The following is an 18,541-nucleotide window of genomic DNA, read 5'->3' on the forward strand; positions in this document are numbered from 1 at the left end:
GTTTTTATTTGGTCATTATTTTGCGTTACCCTTCCGGTAAAAGTTTTTTCCGGAACGTAAAATGAAACGACTTCTCTCTATCTTCATCCTGCTGATTATTCTTCTCCTCGCCGCCGTTGCGGGCGTCTGGCTGTGGCTTCAGTCCGGTAATCCGAATGCGCTGCGGCAGATTGTTTTCGAACAGTGTCTTCCCCATCAGCAACCCTGCGCCGAGGTTAACCCCAAAAGTGGGTACGTGGTGTTCAAAGATCGTAATGGCCCGTTGCAGTACCTGTTGATGCCAACCTATAAAATCAACGGCACGGAAAGCCCGCTGCTGCTGGAGCCGCAAACGCCGAACTTTTTCTGGCAGGCGTGGAGCGCGCGACGTTTTATGAGCGAACGCCGGGGCGCGCCTGTGCCTGATGAGGCGGTATCGCTGACCATTAATTCCCGCAGCGGACGCACGCAAAATCATTTCCATATTCATATCTCCTGCCTGCGGCCCGATGTCCGCGCCGCGCTTGATGAACACAGCGCCGCGATCAGCAGCCGCTGGCTGCCGTTCCCCGGCGGGCTGCGCGGGCATGACTATCTGGCCCGTCGCGTCACTGAAAACGAACTGGTGAAGCGCAGCCCGTTTTTAATGCTGGCCGAAGAAGTGCCGGACGCGCGCGAGCATATGGGCCGCTATGCGCTGGCAATGGTAAAACAGGCGGATGGTGCCTTTGTTCTGCTGGCGACCAGCCGCAATCTGCTGCTGCTTAACCGCGCCTCCGCCGAGGAAATCCAGGATCATGAGTGTGCGATCCTCAAATAACCTGCGAATAATTAGCGTTTACGGGGCGGAGTTGTCGCCGTAGACTTGCTGAAAATATCGTCAGGAGACAGGTATGTCGCTCTGGTTTTCACATCCGCTGTTCCTTCCGTCGCTGATTGTTGGCGTCACCATCGTGCTCTGGGCAACGTCACTGCTGCCGGAGTTTATTACCGCGCTGTTGTTTTTTGCGGCGGCGATGGTGGCAAAAATCGCCCCGCCGGACGTCATTTTCGGCGGCTTCGCTTCTTCAGCCTTCTGGCTGGTATTCAGCGGATTTGTGCTCGGCGTGGCGATCCGCAAAACCGGGCTGGCAGACCGGGCGGCGAGGGCGCTGTCGGCGAGGCTCACCGACTCCTGGCCGTTGATGGTCGGCAGCGTGGTACTGCTGAGCTATGCGCTGGCATTTGTCATGCCGTCGAACATGGGGCGTATAGCGCTATTGATGCCGATTGTCGCGGCAATGGCGGCGCGGGCCGGGATCAACGACGGCACGCGCGCCTGGTACGGGCTGGCGCTGGCGGTGGGCTTCGGCACTTTTCAGCTGTCGGCGACCATTCTGCCTGCTAACGTGCCGAATCTGGTGATGAGCGGGGCGGCGGAAGGCTCTTACGGCATTCATCTTAACTATCTGCCCTACCTGCTGCTGCATACGCCGGTGCTCGGCATTCTGAAAGGCCTGGTGCTGATCGGGCTGATATGCTGGCTGTTTCCCGGTAAACCACATGCGCCGCGCGAGCTGGCTCCCGCCGGGCCGATGAGCCGGGAGGAAAAACGACTCGCCTGGCTGCTGGCGGTGGTGCTGATCATGTGGGTGAGCGAGAGCTGGCACGGTATCGGTCCGGCGTGGACCGGGCTGGCGGCGGCATGCGTCACCCTGTTGCCGCGCGTGGGTTTCATCACCGGCGACGAGTTTGCCAGCGGCGTGAATATGCGCACCTGTATTTATGTGGCGGGCATTTTAGGGCTTGCGATCACCGTGACTCAGACCGGCATTGGCAGCGCCGTAGGCGGCGCGCTGCTGCACGTGATGCCGCTCGATCCCGATAATCCCTTCACCAGTTTTCTTGCCCTGACCGGCATCACCACGGCGTTAAACTTTATTATGACCGCCAACGGCGTACCGGCGTTGTACACCACGCTGGCGCAGAGTTTCGCCGATGCGACGGGCTTTCCGCTGCTGTCGGTGATCATGATTCAGGTGCTGGGGTATTCGACGCCGCTGCTGCCGTATCAGGCATCGCCTATCGTGGTGGCGATGGCGCTGGGCAAAGTGCCGGCGCGGGCGGGAATGCTGCTCTGTCTGGCGCTGGCGGTGGCAACCTATCTGGTGCTGCTGCCGCTGGATTATCTGTGGTTCAGTATTCTGGGACGGCTGTAAAAAAGCCCGGTGGCGCTGGCGCTTACCGGGCCTGGAGAACCGCAGGGCGGGTTAGCGAAGCGCCACCCGCCGCAAAGGTTTTTTACGCTTGTTTAGCCGCTTCTGCCGCTTTCACGATCACCGCGAAGGCGTCAGCTTTCAGGGAAGCACCGCCAACCAGCGCGCCGTCGATGTCCGGCTGGGCGAACAGTTCAGCTGCGTTACCGGCGTTTACAGAACCGCCGTACTGGATGATGACCTGCTCAGCCACGTTCGCATCCACTTTCGCGATGTGGTCGCGGATGAATTTGTGTACTGCCTGCGCCTGCGCAGGGGTAGCGGATTTGCCGGTACCGATAGCCCAGACCGGTTCGTAGGCAATCACTGCGCCTTCAAAGGCGGCCGCGCCCTGAGTTTTCAGCACCGCGTCGATCTGACGTGCGCACACTTCTTCGGTTTTACCCGCTTCGTTTTCCGCTTCGGTTTCACCGATGCACAGCACCGGGATCAGACCCTGTTCTTTCAGCACAGCGAATTTTTTAGCGATGAACTCATCGGATTCCGCGTGGTAAGTACGACGCTCAGAGTGACCGATGATGATGTATTTTGCGCCGATGTCTTTCAGCATTTCTGCGGAGGTTTCACCGGTGAATGCGCCAGACAGGTTAACGTCGACGTTCTGCGCGCCGAGGATGATGTGGCTACCGTCTGCGGCACGTTTCGCCAGATCCAGGTACAGGTCCGGCGGCGCGATAGCAACGCCACAGCCAGATACGCCAGCCAGTTCGGTACGCAGGTTAGCAATCAGCTCATTTACCATGTGGCGGTTGCCGTTCAGTTTCCAGTTACCCATCACTAAAGGATGTCGCATTTTCATTCTCCACGCGTTAAGCGAATCAAGGAATATGGCTGCCGTTCAGGACAGCATGGTCTGTGAACAGTATAGAGATTCATCCCCTCAAAGGCTTTGCTTTTTGTCATTTATTGTTGCCTTCAGGTGTCTCAGATAGCGTCAGCTTAATCGGTTCAACAGCGAAGGTCAGCCCCTTTTCGCCGTTATCTGCCACTACATAACGCAATGCGCCCTCGGTTTCGGCGAAATAAACTTTGCCTTTACCGCCAGCGAGAATTTTTTGCAGCTTTTGCAGACTTTGCGCGCTGGTCAACGTGGGAGTGAAAACGCGCAGGACGGCGGCCATATATTCCTGCGCTTTCGCCTTCGAGGCTTTCTGATCCGGCCCGCGGATCGGCAGCCAGGTGATCTGCATCGATTTGATCTTCAGCGTGCCGCGCTCCAGCGCGGTTGAGGCATAGAGATTATCGTTAATCTTGCTGGCGGCCCGCGTCAGGCTGGCGCGATCGGTACGCGAATCTATAGCGCGAAACTCGTTCAGCGTAAGCCCTGGGTTGGCGGTATTAAATTTTTCCCGGAACGCGCTGATAGAGAGATCAAAGGTGGGCGCGCCCGTCACCAGGTAAGGGGCCGTTGCCGCCAGCGGCGCGTCCACGGCGCGGCCTGCCAGGCTGGTCAGCAGCAGGGAAAGCAACAGGCAAACCCGTAAATCCCGTATCTTCATCAACATCGTCCTCTGTGCAATGTGTTGCCGATTAAAACGATAACCGTCCCGCTTGTCAAAAACGGCGCTGATCAGGGTAAACTACGCGGCATTACGATTATAAGGAACCTTACATGACCATACAGCAGTGGTTATTCTCATTTAAAGGACGTATTGGGCGTCGTGACTTCTGGATCTGGATCGCGCTCTGGGCGCTGGCCATGGTGTTGCTGTTTACGCTCGCCGGTAAAGGACTGATGGATCTGCAAATGGCCGCTTTTGCGCTGGTGTGCCTGATATGGCCGACGGCATGCGTAACCGTCAAGCGGCTGCACGATCGCAATAAATCCGGCCTGTGGGCGTTACTGATGGTGGTAGCGTGGATCTTACTGGCCGGGAACTGGGCGGTGCTGGGCGGCGTCTGGGTCTGGGCGGTCGGACGCTTCATTCCGACGCTGATCATGGTAATGCTCTTGATCGACCTGGGCGCGTTTGTGGGCACCCAGGGCGAAAATAAGTTCGGCAAAGACACGCTGGACGTGAAGTTCCGTTAATTACCAGTAATGCTCAGCGGTCATATGACCCGGACGGCGACGCAAATGTTTGGTCATCTGCCGGGTATCTTTCAGTAACTGCTGGGTATCACGCACCATCTGCGGATTACCGCACAGCATCACGTGGCTGGTCGCGGTATCCATCGGCAGTCCCACGGCTTTTTCCAGTTCTCCGCTTTCAATCAGCGCCGGTACGCGCCCGTGCAGCGAGCCGGAAACCGTTTCACGGCTGACTACCGTCTGTATATGCAGTTTTCCTTCGTAGCGCTTTTGCAGCTCCAGCATTAGCGGCAGATAGCTGAGATCCGCGGCGTAACGCGCAGCGTGCACCAGCACCAGGTTTTTAAAGCGCTCCAGCCCTTTGCCTTCCTGCAACATCGACAGATAAGGCCCAATCGCCGTACCCGTCGCCAGCATCCACAGAGTGTCGCAGTCCGGCACTTCATCAAGCACAAAGAAACCGGCGGCTTCGGCCACGATGAGCACTTCATCACCGGGTTTCAGCGCCGCCAGCCGTGGGCTGAGCTTACCGTCCGGCACCGTGACCAGATAGAATTCCAGATCGGGATCGGAAGGGGCATTGACATAAGAGTAGGCGCGCTGTACGCGCTCGCCGTCAATCTCCAGTCCCAGCTTGGCAAACTGACCGGCAGTGAAGGGATTAACGGGGGCATGAACGGTGAGACTAAAGAGCGCATCGGTCCAGAATTCAACCTTTACGACTTTTCCTGTTACCCAATCCGCCATGATTATCTCCTGTTCTGATGCGATGCCTTATCTTCGTTTCTCAACCCTGACATTTCCAGCCCGCAGGGGCCGGAAAGCTCATTTGATCAAATGATTTCAGAGAATATGTCGCTGTACGTCCACGTCTTTACGATCCAGATAATGAATGGATTTAATGCGGCGAATGGTGCGCGATTTGCCACGGATCAGCAGCGTTTCGGTGGTCGCCATATTGCCTTTACGGGTGATGCCGTCCAGCAGATCGCCTTTGGTGATGCCGGTGGCCGAGAAAATCACGTTGTCGTTACGCGCCATATCATCCAGCTGAAGCACGGTGCCTGCCTCAATGCCCATCGCTTTGCAGCGCGCCAGCTCCTGCTCGCCGATGCGACGATTTTCCTCGCTGTCGCCTTTGACGGTGTGACGTGCCAGCAGACGGCCCTGCATGTCGCCGTCCAGCGCGCGGATCACCGCGGCTGACACCACGCCCTCCGGCGCACCGCCGATGCCGTACAGCACGTCCACTTCGCTGTCAGGCATACAGGTGAGAATGGATGCGGCGACATCGCCATCCGGAATGGCGAACACGCGCACGCCGAGCTTTTGCATTTCCGCGATCACGCCGTCGTGGCGCGGTTTCGCCAGAATGGTGACCGTCAGTTCAGAAAGCGGTTTTTGCAGCGCAGCAGCGACGTTACGCAGGTTTTGTTCCAGCGGCAGGTTGAGATCGATGGCGCCTTTCGCGCCGGGCCCGACAATGAGTTTTTCCATATACATGTCAGGCGCGTTCAGGAAGGTGCCTTTATCGCCCACTGCCAGCACCGCCAGCGCATTGGCCTGGCCCATCGCCGTCATGCGGGTACCTTCGATAGGATCCACGGCGATATCCACCGCATCGCCGTTGCCGGTACCGACTTTTTCACCGATGTAGAGCATCGGCGCTTCGTCGATTTCACCTTCGCCAATCACGATGGTGCCGTCGATATTGACCTGATTAAGCATGATGCGCATGGCGTGTACCGCTGCGCCATCGGCAACGTTTTTGTCGCCGCGGCCCAGCCACTTATAGCCCGCCAGCGCGGCAGCTTCCGTTACGCGGGAAAATTCGATGGCAAGTTCTCGTTTCATTACAGACTCGTTTAAGAAAGAAATTGCCTGAAGTTTAACACAGAGAGAGGAGATACCACCCTCACCCCGGCCCTCTCCCTGAGGGAGAGGGGAAGGGCAGGAACGGGGCACCGAATAATCCCCTCTCCCATGGGGAGAGGGTTAGGGTGAGGGGAAAATTACTCGTCGCGCTCTTCCCACGCCATGGCGCGTTTCACCGCTTTCTTCCAGCCGCTGTAGCGATAGTTACGTTCAGTGGTTTCGATGCCCGGACGGAATTCACGCTCAATGACCGCTTTTTCCTGTAGCTCATCCAGATTCTGCCAGAAGCCCACTGCCAGGCCCGCCAGATAAGCTGCGCCCAGCGCCGTCACTTCACGCACTTCAGGACGTTCCACGCGGGTGCCGAGAATATCGGACTGGAACTGCATCAGGAAGTTGTTAGCCACCGCGCCGCCGTCCACGCGCAGGGCGTGCAGACGAATACCGGAGTCGGCCTGCATCGCTTCCAGCACATCACGGGTCTGATAGGCGATGGATTCCAGCGTCGCACGGATGATGTGGTTAGAGTTCACGCCACGGGTCAGGCCGAAGATCGCGCCGCGGGCATAAGGGTCCCAGTAAGGCGCGCCCAGACCGGTAAAGGCCGGCACGACGTACACGCCGTTGGTATCCTTCACTTTGGTGGCGAAGTATTCGGAATCGAAAGCATCGCTGATCAGCTTCACTTCATCACGCAGCCACTGGATGGATGCACCTGCCATAAACACTGCGCCTTCCAGCGCATAGTTCACTTCGCCGTGCGGACCGCAGGCGATGGTGGTCAGTAGACCGTGCTCGGACGCCACCGCTTTTTCGCCTGTGTTCATCAGCATAAAGCAGCCGGTGCCGTAGGTGTTTTTCGCCATCCCTTCTTTAACGCACAACTGGCCGAACAGCGCCGCCTGCTGGTCACCGGCGATACCGGCGATAGGAATACGGGTGCCGCCTTTACCGCCGACGTTGGTCTGGCCGTACACTTCTGAAGATTTGCGGACTTCCGGCAGCATTTCCCGCGGAATATCCAGCACTTCCAGCATTTTGGCGTCCCATTCCAGCGTGTGGATGTTGAACAGCATGGTACGGGAGGCGTTGGTGTAATCCGTAACGTGCACGCGCCCCTGGGTCATTTTCCAGATAAGCCAGGTATCGACGGTGCCGAACAGCAGTTCGCCGCGCTTAGCACGCTCGCGGGAGCCTTCCACGTGGTCAAGGATCCACTTCACTTTGGTCCCGGAGAAGTACGGGTCGATCACCAGACCGGTGGTTTTACGCACGTAATCTTCCAGGCCATCACGTTTTAAATGCTCACAGATGTCGGAAGTACGACGGCACTGCCAGACGATGGCGTTGTAAATCGGCTTGCCGGTCTCTTTATCCCATACGATAGCGGTTTCGCGCTGGTTGGTGATACCAATGGCGGCCACCTGATCGGCGTTGATGTCAGCTTTCGCCAGCACTTCCACCAGCGTTGAACTCTGGCTCGCCCAGATTTCCATCGGGTCATGTTCAACCCAGCCTGGCTTTGGATAAATTTGTTCGAATTCGCGCTGCGCGACACTGATGATATTGGCGTCGTGATCCATTACAACGGCACGGGAGCTGGTGGTTCCCTGGTCAACCGCAACGATATATTTTTTGTCAGTCATAATTTTGTCCCGTAGTCACATTACAGCGAAGCTTTTTGTTGTGCAGTGGCGCTGGCCGGAGCCTTCTCATCTTCCACTACGCAGGTATCGCAGGGCAGGTGGCGGCCAATCAGCTTACGATAGCCAAACGCACCCAGAGACGCGCCCACGATCGGCCCAAACAGCGGCACCAGGAAGTAAGGAATATCTTTGCCGCCGGTGAAGGCAACGTCACCCCAGCCGGCAAGCCAGGCGAAGGTTTTAGGACCAAGATCACGCGCCGGGTTCATCGCAAAGCCGGTCAGCGGCCCCATGGATGCCCCAATCACCGCGATGAGCAGGCCGATTAACAGCGGAGCCAGCGGGCCGCGCGGAATGCCGTTGCCATCGTCGCCCAGCGCCATGATCACGCCCATCAGAATAGCGGTAATCACCATTTCAACCGCGAAGGCCTGCACAAAATTGATATGCGGATTCGGATAAGTTGAGAAGATACCTGCCAGATCCAGACTTTCGACGCTACCGCGCACCATCTGATGCGATTGCTCAAAGTCGATGAAAAGATTGTAATAAAGCCCGTAAACGATCGCCGCTGCGCAAAACGCGCCGGCAAATTGAGAAACGATAAATGGTACAACTTTACGCCCGTCGAAACAGGCAAATCGCCATAACGCAATGGTTACCGCCGGATTAAGATGTGCCCCGGAAACCCCTGCGGTCAGGTAGATGGCCATCGCCACGCCCAGACCCCAGATAATACTGATTTCCCACTGTCCAAAAGTGGCGCCTGCCACTTTCAGCGCTGCGACACATCCGACACCGAAGAAAATCAACAACCCGGTTCCGAGAAATTCGGCGATGCACTGGCCTTTCAAGGTTGATGTTTGACTCATAATCGGATCCTGAAGAGTGTAATGGTTATTGTTAGCGCGACTCAATGACAGTCACGATGCCCTGTAGACACGGTGTTAATTTATCGTTAACGAGCAAAAACGAGAAATATCGAAATCAAAATGTGTGTACTCCGTCAATAAAATGAGCGTTTTCGCGCTATAAAGCGCGTTTTAACAGCAGCTCGAAAAGTGAGCTGAATCATTTCATTAACGAATGCGTTAACAATTTAGGGGTAGTTTCGCCAAACGCACCAGGTATATGCTTAAAAGTGTTGCAAAGCGCGATCTACAAGGGTTGTCGCTGGACAGGCGCGTGGTCGCTCCATACAATCGGGGGGATAGAGTGCGCGTTGAAACGGGCGTCGCCTTGCAAATCGGAATTCAGGAGAGGTATGACTATGTCATTAGAAGTGTTTGAGAAGCTGGAAGCGAAAGTACAGCAGGCGATTGATACCATCACCCTGCTGCAGATGGAAATCGAAGAGCTGAAAGAAAAGAACAACTCGCTGTCACAGGAAATGCAGTCCGCACAGCACTCCCGCGAGCAGCTGGAGCGTGAGAACCACGAACTGAGAGAACAGCAGTCCGGCTGGCAGGATCGTCTGCAGGCTTTATTAGGCCGCATGGAAGAAGTCTGATTTATCTTCACTAAAAAAAGCATCCTTTGGATGCTTTTTTTATTTCTAAAGTAGTAGTATGAACTCTTTAATTTCTCAAGGAATGTGAAATGACAAAGAGAGCTGACATTATTGATAATATGGATCGATATATTACGAGGGAAATTAGGTCGGGGTTAATCTATACAGAAAACTTAGGTTGGATTGATTTAGGACATGCAAACCCCTCTGGTGCAGAAAGACTCTGGCATCAAATGGCAATGCCACGTGGTGGTAATAATCAATACTTTGAAGTCAACTATTATCAGGATATGAAAAAAAGCATCTATGGTATAAATGCTGTCACGGGTATATATAGACGATTTTTAGTACGCAGAGGATTGAATGATCGCGATTTGAAAGGAGTGGCGCTATCGATATTCATGGGTACTTCCCGCCAATTTGAAACCTTACAAGATTTTTGGCCCTATGTTCTGGTAACAGATAGCGGTTTTAGCGCTGAGGACCTGGTCTCAAATCTTTTTGGTTTCTATCAGGCTGTAGATTGTACGGATTACACTCCATTGCTTGATATTTGCCCTAAAGAGAAAGCTTATCGTATCTGGGACTACTATGGCCCCGTGGGGGAATTTAAAAACAAAAGTGTACTTCCTCTCATTTTCCCGGATCCTATAGATAAGAAAGTAAAGCATCAGCCTTATCCGGGACACTTACCAGCATTTATGAATACAATAAAGCCTGTGGCAAACCCAGAGTGGATAAGAGAGATTTTCTGATGAAAAAACTCAGGTTGATATTAGCTGTTTTTTTCATAGTATCACTTGCACTTTTTTATTGCTATTCAATGACAAGAGTATTTTCAGATGAAGAATATACACAACAGGATTACTTTCGCTATCTCTTATTGACGCCAGAACCATTAAAGAAAGCACCACGCGTAACAGATAAATGGTACTTTATTGTGCATGCACAGGAAGTAAATGGTCTTCAAAAAAGCGAGCTTATTTTTAAAGAGATCCCAAAACCTGAAATTGATGTGAGGTTAGAACAACTCGAGAACTTTATAGATAATTATTACGATGATAATGCCATCATGAGTGTCTTTACTACATCATCCGATGGGAAATATGAATTACGTATCGTTTACTATGAGACGAATGATAACACCTGAAATTAAAGGCCATCGGTCGTAACGATGGCCTTTTTTATTTACTCGATATCCAGGGGATCTTCGGAAAGGATAATGCCGGTGTTATCGGCGTAGAGATGGTCGCCGGAGAAGAAAGTCACGCCGCCAAAATTAACGCGGATGTCGCTTTCGCCAATCCCTTCTGCGGTTGCGCCTACCGGAATAGCGGCAATGGCCTGAATGCCGATGTCCAGCTCTTCGAGATCGTCTACCTGGCGTACTGCGCCATAGACCACAATGCCTTCCCATTCGTTTTGCAGGGCCAGGCGTCCCAGTTCTGCATCAATTAATGCACGACGTACCGAACCGCCGCCATCGATCAGCAAAACGCGTCCACGACCATTCTGTTCGAGCAGATCATAGAGCAACCCGTTGTCCTCGAAACATTTGACCGTGATGATTTGTCCGCCAAAAGACGACCGTCCACCAAAGTTGGAGAACAGCGGTTCCACGACGTTGACATCTTCCTGGTAGATGTCACAAAGCTCAGAAGTATCATATTTCATAGGATTTACGTTCAGTTGCCGCGAGAGTTGTCAGTATATCGTGCATAACGCGTTGTTGGCAAAATCATCAATTGTTAATTGATATTTGTCAGTTAAACCGCCAGCTGACTTAGCACTATACCGACTACAAACAACAGGTTAGTTAAAAGCGCGGCTTTTACGGTGCGTTCAAGCATCGGCGGCATCGCGCTCGCTTCGGTTTCACGCAGTACATAGCGCGCCTGTTTTACCAGCACGGGCGTGGCGAGCACGAACAGCCAGCCCCACAGACTTTGCAGTGAAATCAGGTTGAACAGGGCGAAGCACAGCCACGCGCCCGCCAGCAGGCAGGCGTGATAACGGCGGGCATTCACCGGCCCCAGACGCACCACCAGCGTGTCCTTACCGTTGGTACGATCGCTGTTAATATCGCGCAGATTATTGATGTTCAGCACCGCGGTGGACAGCAGGCCGCAGGCCGTGGCAGGCAGGAACAGCGCCGGGATCAGCGTGTGCGCCTGTAAATACCAGCTTCCCATCACGCTCAGCCAGCCAAAGAACAGCAGCACGGAAATATCGCCCAGCCCAATGTAGCCATAGGGACGACGCCCGACGGTATAGGTGATGGCGGCGATAATCGACAGCCCGCCCAGCACCAGGAAGCCGACAAAATCCGCCAGCGTCTGGTAGGCCACGGCGACCAGCGCCAGTCCGGACAGCGCGCTCAGGATAACTGTTACGATCAGCGCCCGCTTCATCTGCGCCTGGGTGATCGCGCCCTTTTGCATACCACGCAGCGGCCCGATACGGTCGGGCTTATCGCTGCCTTTTACCGCATCGCCGTAATCGTTCGCCAGATTGGAGAGGATTTGCAGCAGACCGGCGGTGATCAGCGCCAGCACGGCGACGAGGGGATCAAAATGCCCCTGCCACCAGGCCAGCGTTGTGCCGACCACAATCGCGGCGAAGGCCAGAGGAAGAGTTTTCGGACGCAGGCTTTCCAGCCAGGCCTGGGTGCGGCTTAAAGGGCGCGAGTCAGTCATAGTTTTTAGCCAATAAAAATGGGGCTATTCAGCCCCATCAACAGTGATGAAAGTGCAGTGCGCGCGATTATAAGATAAAACGGCTCAAATCTTCATCTGCAACCAGCTCATCCAGGTGTTTGCTCACATAAGCCGCATCAATAGTGATGGATTCACCATTGCGATCGCTGGCGTCATAGGAGATATCTTCCATCAGACGCTCCAGCACAGTATGCAGACGGCGGGCACCGATGTTTTCCGTGGTTTCGTTCACCTGCCAGGCGGCCTGCGCGATGCGCTTGATACCATCTTCGGTGAAGTCGATGTTCACGCCTTCGGTGGCCATCAGCGCTTTGTACTGCACGGTAACGGACGCGTTTGGCTCAGTCAGGATACGTTCGAAATCTTCCGTGGTCAGCGCCTGGAGTTCCACGCGGATCGGCAGACGACCCTGCAGTTCCGGGATCAGATCCGACGGCTTCGCCACCTGGAACGCGCCAGAGGCGATAAACAGAATGTGGTCAGTCTTCACCATGCCGTGTTTCGTGGAGACGGTACAGCCTTCCACCAGCGGCAGCAGATCGCGCTGCACGCCTTCGCGGGAAACGTCCGGGCCGTTGGATTCGCCGCGCTTACAGATTTTATCGATCTCATCGATAAACACGATGCCGTGCTGCTCAACAGCATCAATGGCGTCCTGCTTCAGCTCTTCCGGGTTCACCAGCTTCGCCGCTTCTTCTTCAATCAGCAGCTTCATCGCTTCTTTGATTTTCAGCTTACGCGGTTTCTGCTTCTGCCCGCCCAGGTTCTGGAACATGGACTGCAACTGGCTAGTCATCTCTTCCATGCCCGGAGGGGCCATGATTTCAACGCCCATCGGTGCGGCAGAGAGATTGATTTCGATCTCTTTGTCGTCCAGCTCGCCTTCACGCAGCTTTTTGCGGAAGGACTGGCGCGCGGCGGACGGCTCCTGCTGCTGTTCAGGCTGGCCCCAGTTGTTTTTCGCCGGTGGGATCAGCACGTCCAGAATGCGCTCTTCCGCCATTTCTTCCGCGCGGTAGCGGTGTTTTTCAATGGAGTTGCTGCGCACCATCTTGATAGCGGCATCGGTCAGATCGCGGATGATAGAATCCACTTCTTTACCCACATAGCCCACTTCGGTGAATTTGGTCGCTTCCACTTTGATGAAAGGCGCGTTCGCCAGCTTCGCCAGACGACGGGCGATTTCGGTTTTACCGACGCCGGTCGGGCCAATCATCAGAATATTTTTCGGGGTAACTTCATGGCGCAGCTCTTCGTCGAGCTGCATACGACGCCAGCGGTTACGCAGGGCAATGGCCACGGAACGCTTGGCGTTATCCTGACCAATGATGTGTTTATTCAGTTCGCTGACAATTTCGCGTGGGGTCATTTCAGACATTAGAGATCCTTACGCCTTAGAGGACAATTCTTCGATGGTATGGAAGTGGTTGGTGTAGATGCAGATATCGCCTGCAATGCCCAACGCCTTCTCAGCAATGTCGCGCGCGCTGAGGTCGGTATTTTCCAGCAGTGCGCGGGCGGCGGCCTGGGCGTACGGCCCACCGGATCCGATAGCGATCAGATCGTTTTCCGGCTGCACCACATCGCCATTACCGGTGATGATCAGCGACGCATTTTCATCCGCCACGGCCAGCAAAGCCTCAAGCTTGCGCAGCATGCGGTCGGTGCGCCAGTCTTTTGCCAGCTCAACGGCGGCTTTCACCAGATGACCCTGGTGCATTTCCAGCTTGCGTTCAAACAGTTCAAACAGCGTGAAGGCATCGGCAGTACCGCCTGCAAAACCGGCGATTACTTTGTCGTTGTACAGACGACGCACTTTTTTCACGTTGCCTTTCATTACGGTGTTGCCCAGCGTGGCCTGGCCGTCGCCAGCAATTACCACCTGGCCGTTACGGCGTACACTTACGATTGTTGTCACGAGCAGACCCCTTGTTGCATAAACGGATTAGAAGCCCCGCACAGTGTACGGGGCTGAATGCAATTATAGATGGGGGGGATTTTGGGGGTTTCAACCCCCGGAGGCGAGACGAATACAGTTTGAGTGGCCCGCCATCTTCAGGCGGTTAAGAGTGCCGTCGGTATTATCTTTGCCTTTGATCGGCCCGATGACCACGCGATTCCAGCCGTTATTGGTGGTGATGCGGGAGTCGAAGCCTTCAAACGCCAGCTGCGCGCGCACGGTTTCCGCCTGCTCTGTGCCTTTAAAGGAACCGCACTGCACCATCCAGCGACGCTCATCTTTTTTCTCTGCCGTTTTCTTCGGCGCTTCCGGCTCACGCGTGATCGGCGCGGCCTGCTGTTTTGGCGGCGCGGCATCGGTATGCGCAGGCGTTTGCAGCAGATCCTGATAAGGCTGCTGGGAAGCGGTCTGCTTCGGCTGCTGCTGTACCGGCTTAGTCTGCGCGGGCGCGGTTTGCACCGTGCGCGGTTGCTGATACGGCTGTTCCGTTACCCGGGGCTGCGTTCTCGGCTGCTGCACCGGCTGCGTGTATGTCTGCTGTTGCTGTTGCTGCTGGCGTAGCTGAACCTGCTGCTGCGCCTGACGCTGGCGTTGCAGGGTTTGCTGACGCTGTTCCGCCGTCTGTTCGTTCCAGGGCACTTCATTAAGCTGAGTCGGCTGCTGACGCATATCCGCCTGCATCTGCTCCAGCAACTGGCGCTGCTCGTCCGTCAGCTGGCTCGGGTTCATCACCTCGCCACCGGCAGACGGCTCTGTCGGCGCGCGTACGCCAGGCTGACGGCTTTCCAGCTCTTTGATATAGCGCCAGCGCTCTTCCGGTTTTGGCGGCAGTCCGTTCCCTGCAACCTTCTGATTTTGCAGCGTCTCTGCATCTTCTTTTTTATGGTGCGTAATAAAGTACAGACCACCGATAAACGCCACCAGCACAGCGGCCGCAATGGCAACCATGGCGGGCGATACAACAGACGGGCTACGTTGTTTTTTCTTTGACGTGCTCTTTTTTCGCCGCGAAGGAGCCGACTGGCTGCGGCGTACATAATCTCGTTGTGCCACTATCGTTTCGCTGTATTTATTCGTTTGTCAGCCCGTCATGTTACTTAAGCGACGGGGCTTTGACCAGAAGCGGGAGTCTTAAAGCCTATTACTTCAGGTAACGGCTTGTGTCGTCCCACGGATGATTAACTCGCAGTCCAGCAGCCGCGAACCGCTGCTGACGTTTTGCCCGTGAAGCTGATCCAGTAAAAGCAGCATCGCTTCACGTCCGATTTTGAAGCGCGGTTGCGACACTGTGGTCAGCGGCGGATCGCAAAACTGGGAGAGCGAGATATTGTCGAAACCAATAATAGACAGATCGTCAGGAATTTTCAGGCCATGACGTTTCGCACAGGATAACGCGCCCAGCGCCATCACATCGCTGTGACAGAATACGGCGGTCGGCGGCTTCGGTAGCGCCAGCAGTTGCTCCATCGCCGCGCTGCCTGCGTCAAAGGTAAAATTGCCGCGGGCAATATAGTGCGGATCAACGGTGATCCCGGTGCGGCGCAGCGCCTGCACATAGCCCTGTAGCCGATAATGGCACAGTGGCATCTCCTCCGGCCCGGCGATACAGCCGATCAACTGATGGCCCTGTTCGCGCAGATAATTAACGGCATTAAAAGCGGCCGTCAGGTTATCGATGTGCACGGTAGGCAATTCCAGTTCAGGGGCGAATTCGTTCGCCATCACCATCGGCGGTAAATTACGCTGTTCTTCGATGCTGGCGTCAAACGGCAGGCGCGAGCCGAGCAGCAGCATACCGTCGATCTGCTTGGTAATGATCAGGTCGATAAAGGTTTTTTCCTGTTGATTCTGATGGGCGCAGTCGCCGATCAGCACCAGATAACCCTGTTCCGCCGCTGTGACTTCAATACCGCGGATGATTTCGCTAAAAAATGGATCGCAGATGTCCGGCACGATCACCAGGATAGTGCGCGATTCATTGCGCTTCACGTTGCGCCCCATCGCCTGCGGATAATAGCCCACTTCAAGGGCCGCCTGTTCCACCCGGTTGCGGGTCGACTGCGAGACTTTATCCGGGTTCATTAACGCGCGGGACACCGTTGCCGTAGAGACTTTCGCTTTCTCGGCAACGTCTTTCATGGTCGCGGCAGCAACCTCTTTCTTAGCCTTCACCTCTTTCTCCTCGCATCCAGACGCAGGCGCAGCCACATCCTCTGTGTCTGACATCAGACACATTTTTATCAGATAGTTACCCGTTCCGGTTACAGTATTTTCATGAAAAGTGTGACGGATGTTGAATTATACGATCCGCCTCGCAACCTTAACCTTCGATAGGATCGACATCCAGCACCCACTTCACCTTGCGCGCTTCCGGAAGGGTATTGATGAGCACCAGCGCGCCGCTGATAAGATGTTGCAGGCGAACGCGTGACGGATGCTGCAACAGCAGTTGCCAGCGGTAGCGACCGCCGCGCTTTGGCGCAAGGGCGGGCACCGGCCCTAAAATCCAGGTGTTGTTGTCCAGCAGCGGGCTGGCGTGCAACAGATTGCGCAGCTGTTGCAGGAAAACCGGCGCCTGCTCGTTGTTATGATCTTCGGCACGAATAATCACATGGCTGGTCCACGGCGGCAATTGCAGCGTATGCCGCTCGGCCAGCGCCTGATCCGCAAAGGCGTCGTAGCCTTTATGCAGCAGCGTCTGTAATAAAGGATGTTCCGGATGGTGCGTTTGCAGCACCACTTCGCCCTGCTTGCCGGCGCGACCGGCACGGCCTGAAACCTGGGTATAGAGCTGGGCGAAGCGCTCGGCGGCGCGAAAATCGGCGGAAAACAGCGCGCCGTCAACGTCCAGCAAGGCCACCAGCGTCACGTCCGGGAAATGGTGGCCTTTCGCCAGCATCTGCGTGCCGATTAAAATCCGCGCGCCGCCGCGATGCACTTCCGCCAGCTGCTGCTCCAGCGCGCCTTTTCGGCTGGTGGTATCGCGGTCGATACGCGACAGGGGCACGCCGGGAAAGAAGGGGGCTAGAGCCTGCTCTAACTGCTCGGTGCCCAGACCCACCGGCACCATATGCGTGGAGCCGCAGGACGGACACTGGCGCGGCACCGGGCGCTGGCTGTCGCAGTGGTGGCAGCGCAAATGGCGCTGCGCCTGGTGCAGGGTGTAGTAGTGATCGCAGCGCGGGCACTCCGCCGTCCAGCCGCAATCATGGCACAGCAGCGCAGGCGCAAAGCCACGGCGGTTCAGGAACAGGATCACCTGATTATCCGCCTGCACATGCTGGCGGATACGGGCGATCAGCGCCGGAGCCAGTCCTGCCTGTAGCGGCTGGCCTTTTAAATCCAGCACATGCTGCGTGGCCGGGCGCGCATTACCGGCCCGGCGCGTCAGGCGCAGCATACGGTATTTGCGCTGCCGTACATTATGTAATGTTTCCAGCGCCGGGGTGGCCGAGCCTAAAATAATCGGGATTTGCTCGCTGTGGGCGCGGTAGACTGCCAGGTCGCGGGCATGATAACGCCAGCCTTCCTGCTGTTTATAGGAGCTGTCGTGCTCCTCGTCGATAACAATCACGCCGAGATTTTTGAACGGAGTGAACAGCGACGAACGCGTGCCGATAACAATCGCCGCTTCGCCGTTTTTCGCTTTCAGCCAGGCGCTCAGGCGTTCGCTGTCGTTAAGGCCGGAGTGCAGCACTTCCACCGGCGCGATAAAACGTTCGCGAAAGCGGGCAATGGTCTGCGGCGTCAGGCCGATTTCCGGCACCATCACCAGCGCCTGTTTTCCCTTAGCGAGAACATTTTCCAGCACGCTTAAATAGACTTCGGTTTTACCGGAGCCGGTGACGCCCGCCAGCAGCCAGGTGGAAAAGGTGTCAGATTCGCTGTGGATGGCGCCCACGGCGGTAGCCTGCTCGGTATTCAGACGCAGCCGCTCGCCGGGTACGGCGTAATTTTCCCGCCAGTCGGTCAGCGCCGGGGCTTCGCTGTTGAGATCGCACAGGCCTTTGGCGCGCAACGCCTGCAGGGCCGCATCGTTAAATTCCAGATCCTGCACCTGATGCCGCCAGATTTTTCCCTGGCGCAGCGCCGCCAGCGCCTGCTGCTGTTTTGGCGAGCGTTTCAGACTGTTGATGTCTACCGCCTGGCCCTGTTCGGTGGCGAACCAGAACCACAGAGGCGCAACGCTGGCGGGCTTGCCCTGCCGCAGCAAAACCGGCAAAGCGTGAAACAGCACATCTCCGAGCGGATGATGGTAATAATCAGCGGCCCACAGCAGTAATCGCCATACAGACGGGGAGAACACGGGATCGTTATCCAGCACCTCGACGACGCTTTTCAGCTCATCCAGCGGCAGTTCGCTTGTCTCGCTGACGGACACCACAATGCCGACCCGCTCCTGTTTACCAAAGGGCACGCGCACGCGACAGCCCGCGTTGACGGCGACGCCTTCCGGCAGGCGGTAGTCAAACGTACGGGGCAGCGGGACGGGCAGGGCTACGTGAGCGACGGGCATCGAATCATCCTGGCTTGAAAACTGGCGGGTTAGTATACACATTAGAAAGAG

Annotated in this window: 19 protein-coding genes; 6 read left to right on the forward strand and 13 right to left on the reverse strand. The window is 55.8% G+C overall.

The features are described 5' to 3' along the window. The first annotated feature begins 61 nt into the window (after positions 1–61). Together BMF08_RS06060 and BMF08_RS06065 are read left to right on the forward strand one after the other, a co-directional pair. Positions 62–799, forward strand: a complete 738-nt coding sequence (locus BMF08_RS06060; protein WP_072571343.1) for a CDP-diacylglycerol diphosphatase — start codon at positions 62–64, stop codon at positions 797–799. Between the two features lie 73 nt (positions 800–872). Further along, on the forward strand, positions 873–2,177 hold the full coding sequence (locus tag BMF08_RS06065) for an SLC13 family permease (RefSeq protein ID WP_072571342.1): 1,305 nt from the start codon (positions 873–875) through the stop codon (positions 2,175–2,177). An 82-nt stretch (positions 2,178–2,259) separates the two neighbouring features. On the opposite strand, the gene tpiA is transcribed toward BMF08_RS06065, so the two are convergent. Further along, positions 2,260–3,027 (reverse strand): triose-phosphate isomerase, encoded by a 768-nt coding sequence (tpiA, locus tag BMF08_RS06070; protein WP_072571341.1) that lies wholly within the window; start codon positions 3,025–3,027, stop codon positions 2,260–2,262. Between the two features lie 106 nt (positions 3,028–3,133). Beyond that, the gene (locus BMF08_RS06075; RefSeq protein WP_072571340.1) at positions 3,134–3,733 is read right to left on the reverse strand and encodes a DUF1454 family protein; all 600 of its coding nucleotides are present in this window, start codon (positions 3,731–3,733) and stop codon (positions 3,134–3,136) included. 113 nt (positions 3,734–3,846) lie between these two features. On the opposite strand from BMF08_RS06075, the gene BMF08_RS06080 reads away from it, so the two are divergent. Further along, a complete protein-coding gene (locus tag BMF08_RS06080) occupies positions 3,847–4,266 on the forward strand; it encodes a DUF805 domain-containing protein (protein WP_072571339.1) in 420 nt (139 codons plus the stop codon). Here the strand turns inward: BMF08_RS06080 and fpr are convergent, their stop codons facing one another. The 4 genes from fpr to BMF08_RS06100 all read right to left on the reverse strand — a co-directional run bounded on the left by fpr (position 4,267) and on the right by BMF08_RS06100 (position 8,659). Then, positions 4,267–5,013 carry a ferredoxin--NADP(+) reductase gene (gene fpr / locus BMF08_RS06085; RefSeq protein WP_072571338.1) on the reverse strand — a complete coding sequence of 249 codons (747 nt, stop codon included), beginning with the start codon at positions 5,011–5,013 and terminating at the stop codon, positions 4,267–4,269. Positions 5,014–5,109: 96 nt separating this feature from the next. Beyond that, positions 5,110–6,120 carry a class II fructose-bisphosphatase gene (gene glpX, locus BMF08_RS06090; protein WP_072571337.1) on the reverse strand — a complete coding sequence of 337 codons (1,011 nt, stop codon included), beginning with the start codon at positions 6,118–6,120 and terminating at the stop codon, positions 5,110–5,112. A gap of 158 nt (positions 6,121–6,278) precedes the next feature. Beyond that, on the reverse strand, positions 6,279–7,787 hold the full coding sequence (glpK, locus tag BMF08_RS06095) for a glycerol kinase GlpK (RefSeq protein WP_072571336.1): 1,509 nt from the start codon (positions 7,785–7,787) through the stop codon (positions 6,279–6,281). Positions 7,788–7,807: 20 nt separating this feature from the next. Next, on the reverse strand, positions 7,808–8,659 hold the full coding sequence (locus BMF08_RS06100; protein ID WP_072571335.1) for an MIP/aquaporin family protein: 852 nt from the start codon (positions 8,657–8,659) through the stop codon (positions 7,808–7,810). Between the two features lie 392 nt (positions 8,660–9,051). Between BMF08_RS06100 and zapB the strand changes: the two genes are divergently transcribed. The 3 genes from zapB to BMF08_RS06115 all read left to right on the forward strand — a co-directional run bounded on the left by zapB (position 9,052) and on the right by BMF08_RS06115 (position 10,447). After that, positions 9,052–9,297 (forward strand): septal ring assembly protein ZapB, encoded by a 246-nt coding sequence (gene zapB / locus BMF08_RS06105; protein ID WP_088222135.1) that lies wholly within the window; start codon positions 9,052–9,054, stop codon positions 9,295–9,297. A gap of 89 nt (positions 9,298–9,386) precedes the next feature. Beyond that, a complete protein-coding gene (locus BMF08_RS06110; protein WP_072571333.1) occupies positions 9,387–10,052 on the forward strand; it encodes a hypothetical protein in 666 nt (221 codons plus the stop codon). Then, on the forward strand, positions 10,052–10,447 hold the full coding sequence (locus tag BMF08_RS06115) for a hypothetical protein (RefSeq protein WP_072571332.1): 396 nt from the start codon (positions 10,052–10,054) through the stop codon (positions 10,445–10,447). The genes BMF08_RS06110 and BMF08_RS06115 overlap by 1 nt, the downstream gene beginning before the upstream one ends. A gap of 38 nt (positions 10,448–10,485) precedes the next feature. Here BMF08_RS06115 and rraA read toward each other — a convergent pair whose 3' ends face one another. The 7 genes from rraA to priA all read right to left on the reverse strand — a co-directional run bounded on the left by rraA (position 10,486) and on the right by priA (position 18,490). Then, a complete protein-coding gene (gene rraA, locus BMF08_RS06120; protein ID WP_072571331.1) occupies positions 10,486–10,971 on the reverse strand; it encodes a ribonuclease E activity regulator RraA in 486 nt (161 codons plus the stop codon). A gap of 92 nt (positions 10,972–11,063) precedes the next feature. Beyond that, positions 11,064–11,993 (reverse strand): 1,4-dihydroxy-2-naphthoate polyprenyltransferase, encoded by a 930-nt coding sequence (gene menA / locus BMF08_RS06125; RefSeq protein ID WP_072571330.1) that lies wholly within the window; start codon positions 11,991–11,993, stop codon positions 11,064–11,066. A gap of 67 nt (positions 11,994–12,060) precedes the next feature. After that, positions 12,061–13,392, reverse strand: coding sequence for an HslU--HslV peptidase ATPase subunit (gene hslU, locus BMF08_RS06130; protein WP_072571329.1), 1,332 nt, complete (start codon positions 13,390–13,392; stop codon positions 12,061–12,063). Between the two features lie 9 nt (positions 13,393–13,401). Then, entirely contained in the window at positions 13,402–13,932 is a 531-nt protein-coding gene (gene hslV / locus BMF08_RS06135) for an ATP-dependent protease subunit HslV (RefSeq protein ID WP_072571328.1), read from the reverse strand. Between the two features lie 90 nt (positions 13,933–14,022). Then, on the reverse strand, positions 14,023–15,027 hold the full coding sequence (ftsN, locus tag BMF08_RS06140; RefSeq protein ID WP_072571327.1) for a cell division protein FtsN: 1,005 nt from the start codon (positions 15,025–15,027) through the stop codon (positions 14,023–14,025). 93 nt (positions 15,028–15,120) lie between these two features. Continuing rightward, the gene (gene cytR, locus BMF08_RS06145; protein WP_072571326.1) at positions 15,121–16,146 is read right to left on the reverse strand and encodes a DNA-binding transcriptional regulator CytR; all 1,026 of its coding nucleotides are present in this window, start codon (positions 16,144–16,146) and stop codon (positions 15,121–15,123) included. A 148-nt stretch (positions 16,147–16,294) separates the two neighbouring features. Then, the gene (gene priA / locus BMF08_RS06150; protein ID WP_072571325.1) at positions 16,295–18,490 is read right to left on the reverse strand and encodes a primosomal protein N'; all 2,196 of its coding nucleotides are present in this window, start codon (positions 18,488–18,490) and stop codon (positions 16,295–16,297) included. Positions 18,491–18,541: the final 51 nt, after the last annotated feature.

This window comes from Enterobacter sp. SA187, assembly GCF_001888805.2.
In the GTDB taxonomy this organism is placed as follows: Bacteria; Pseudomonadota; Gammaproteobacteria; order Enterobacterales; family Enterobacteriaceae; genus Enterobacter_D.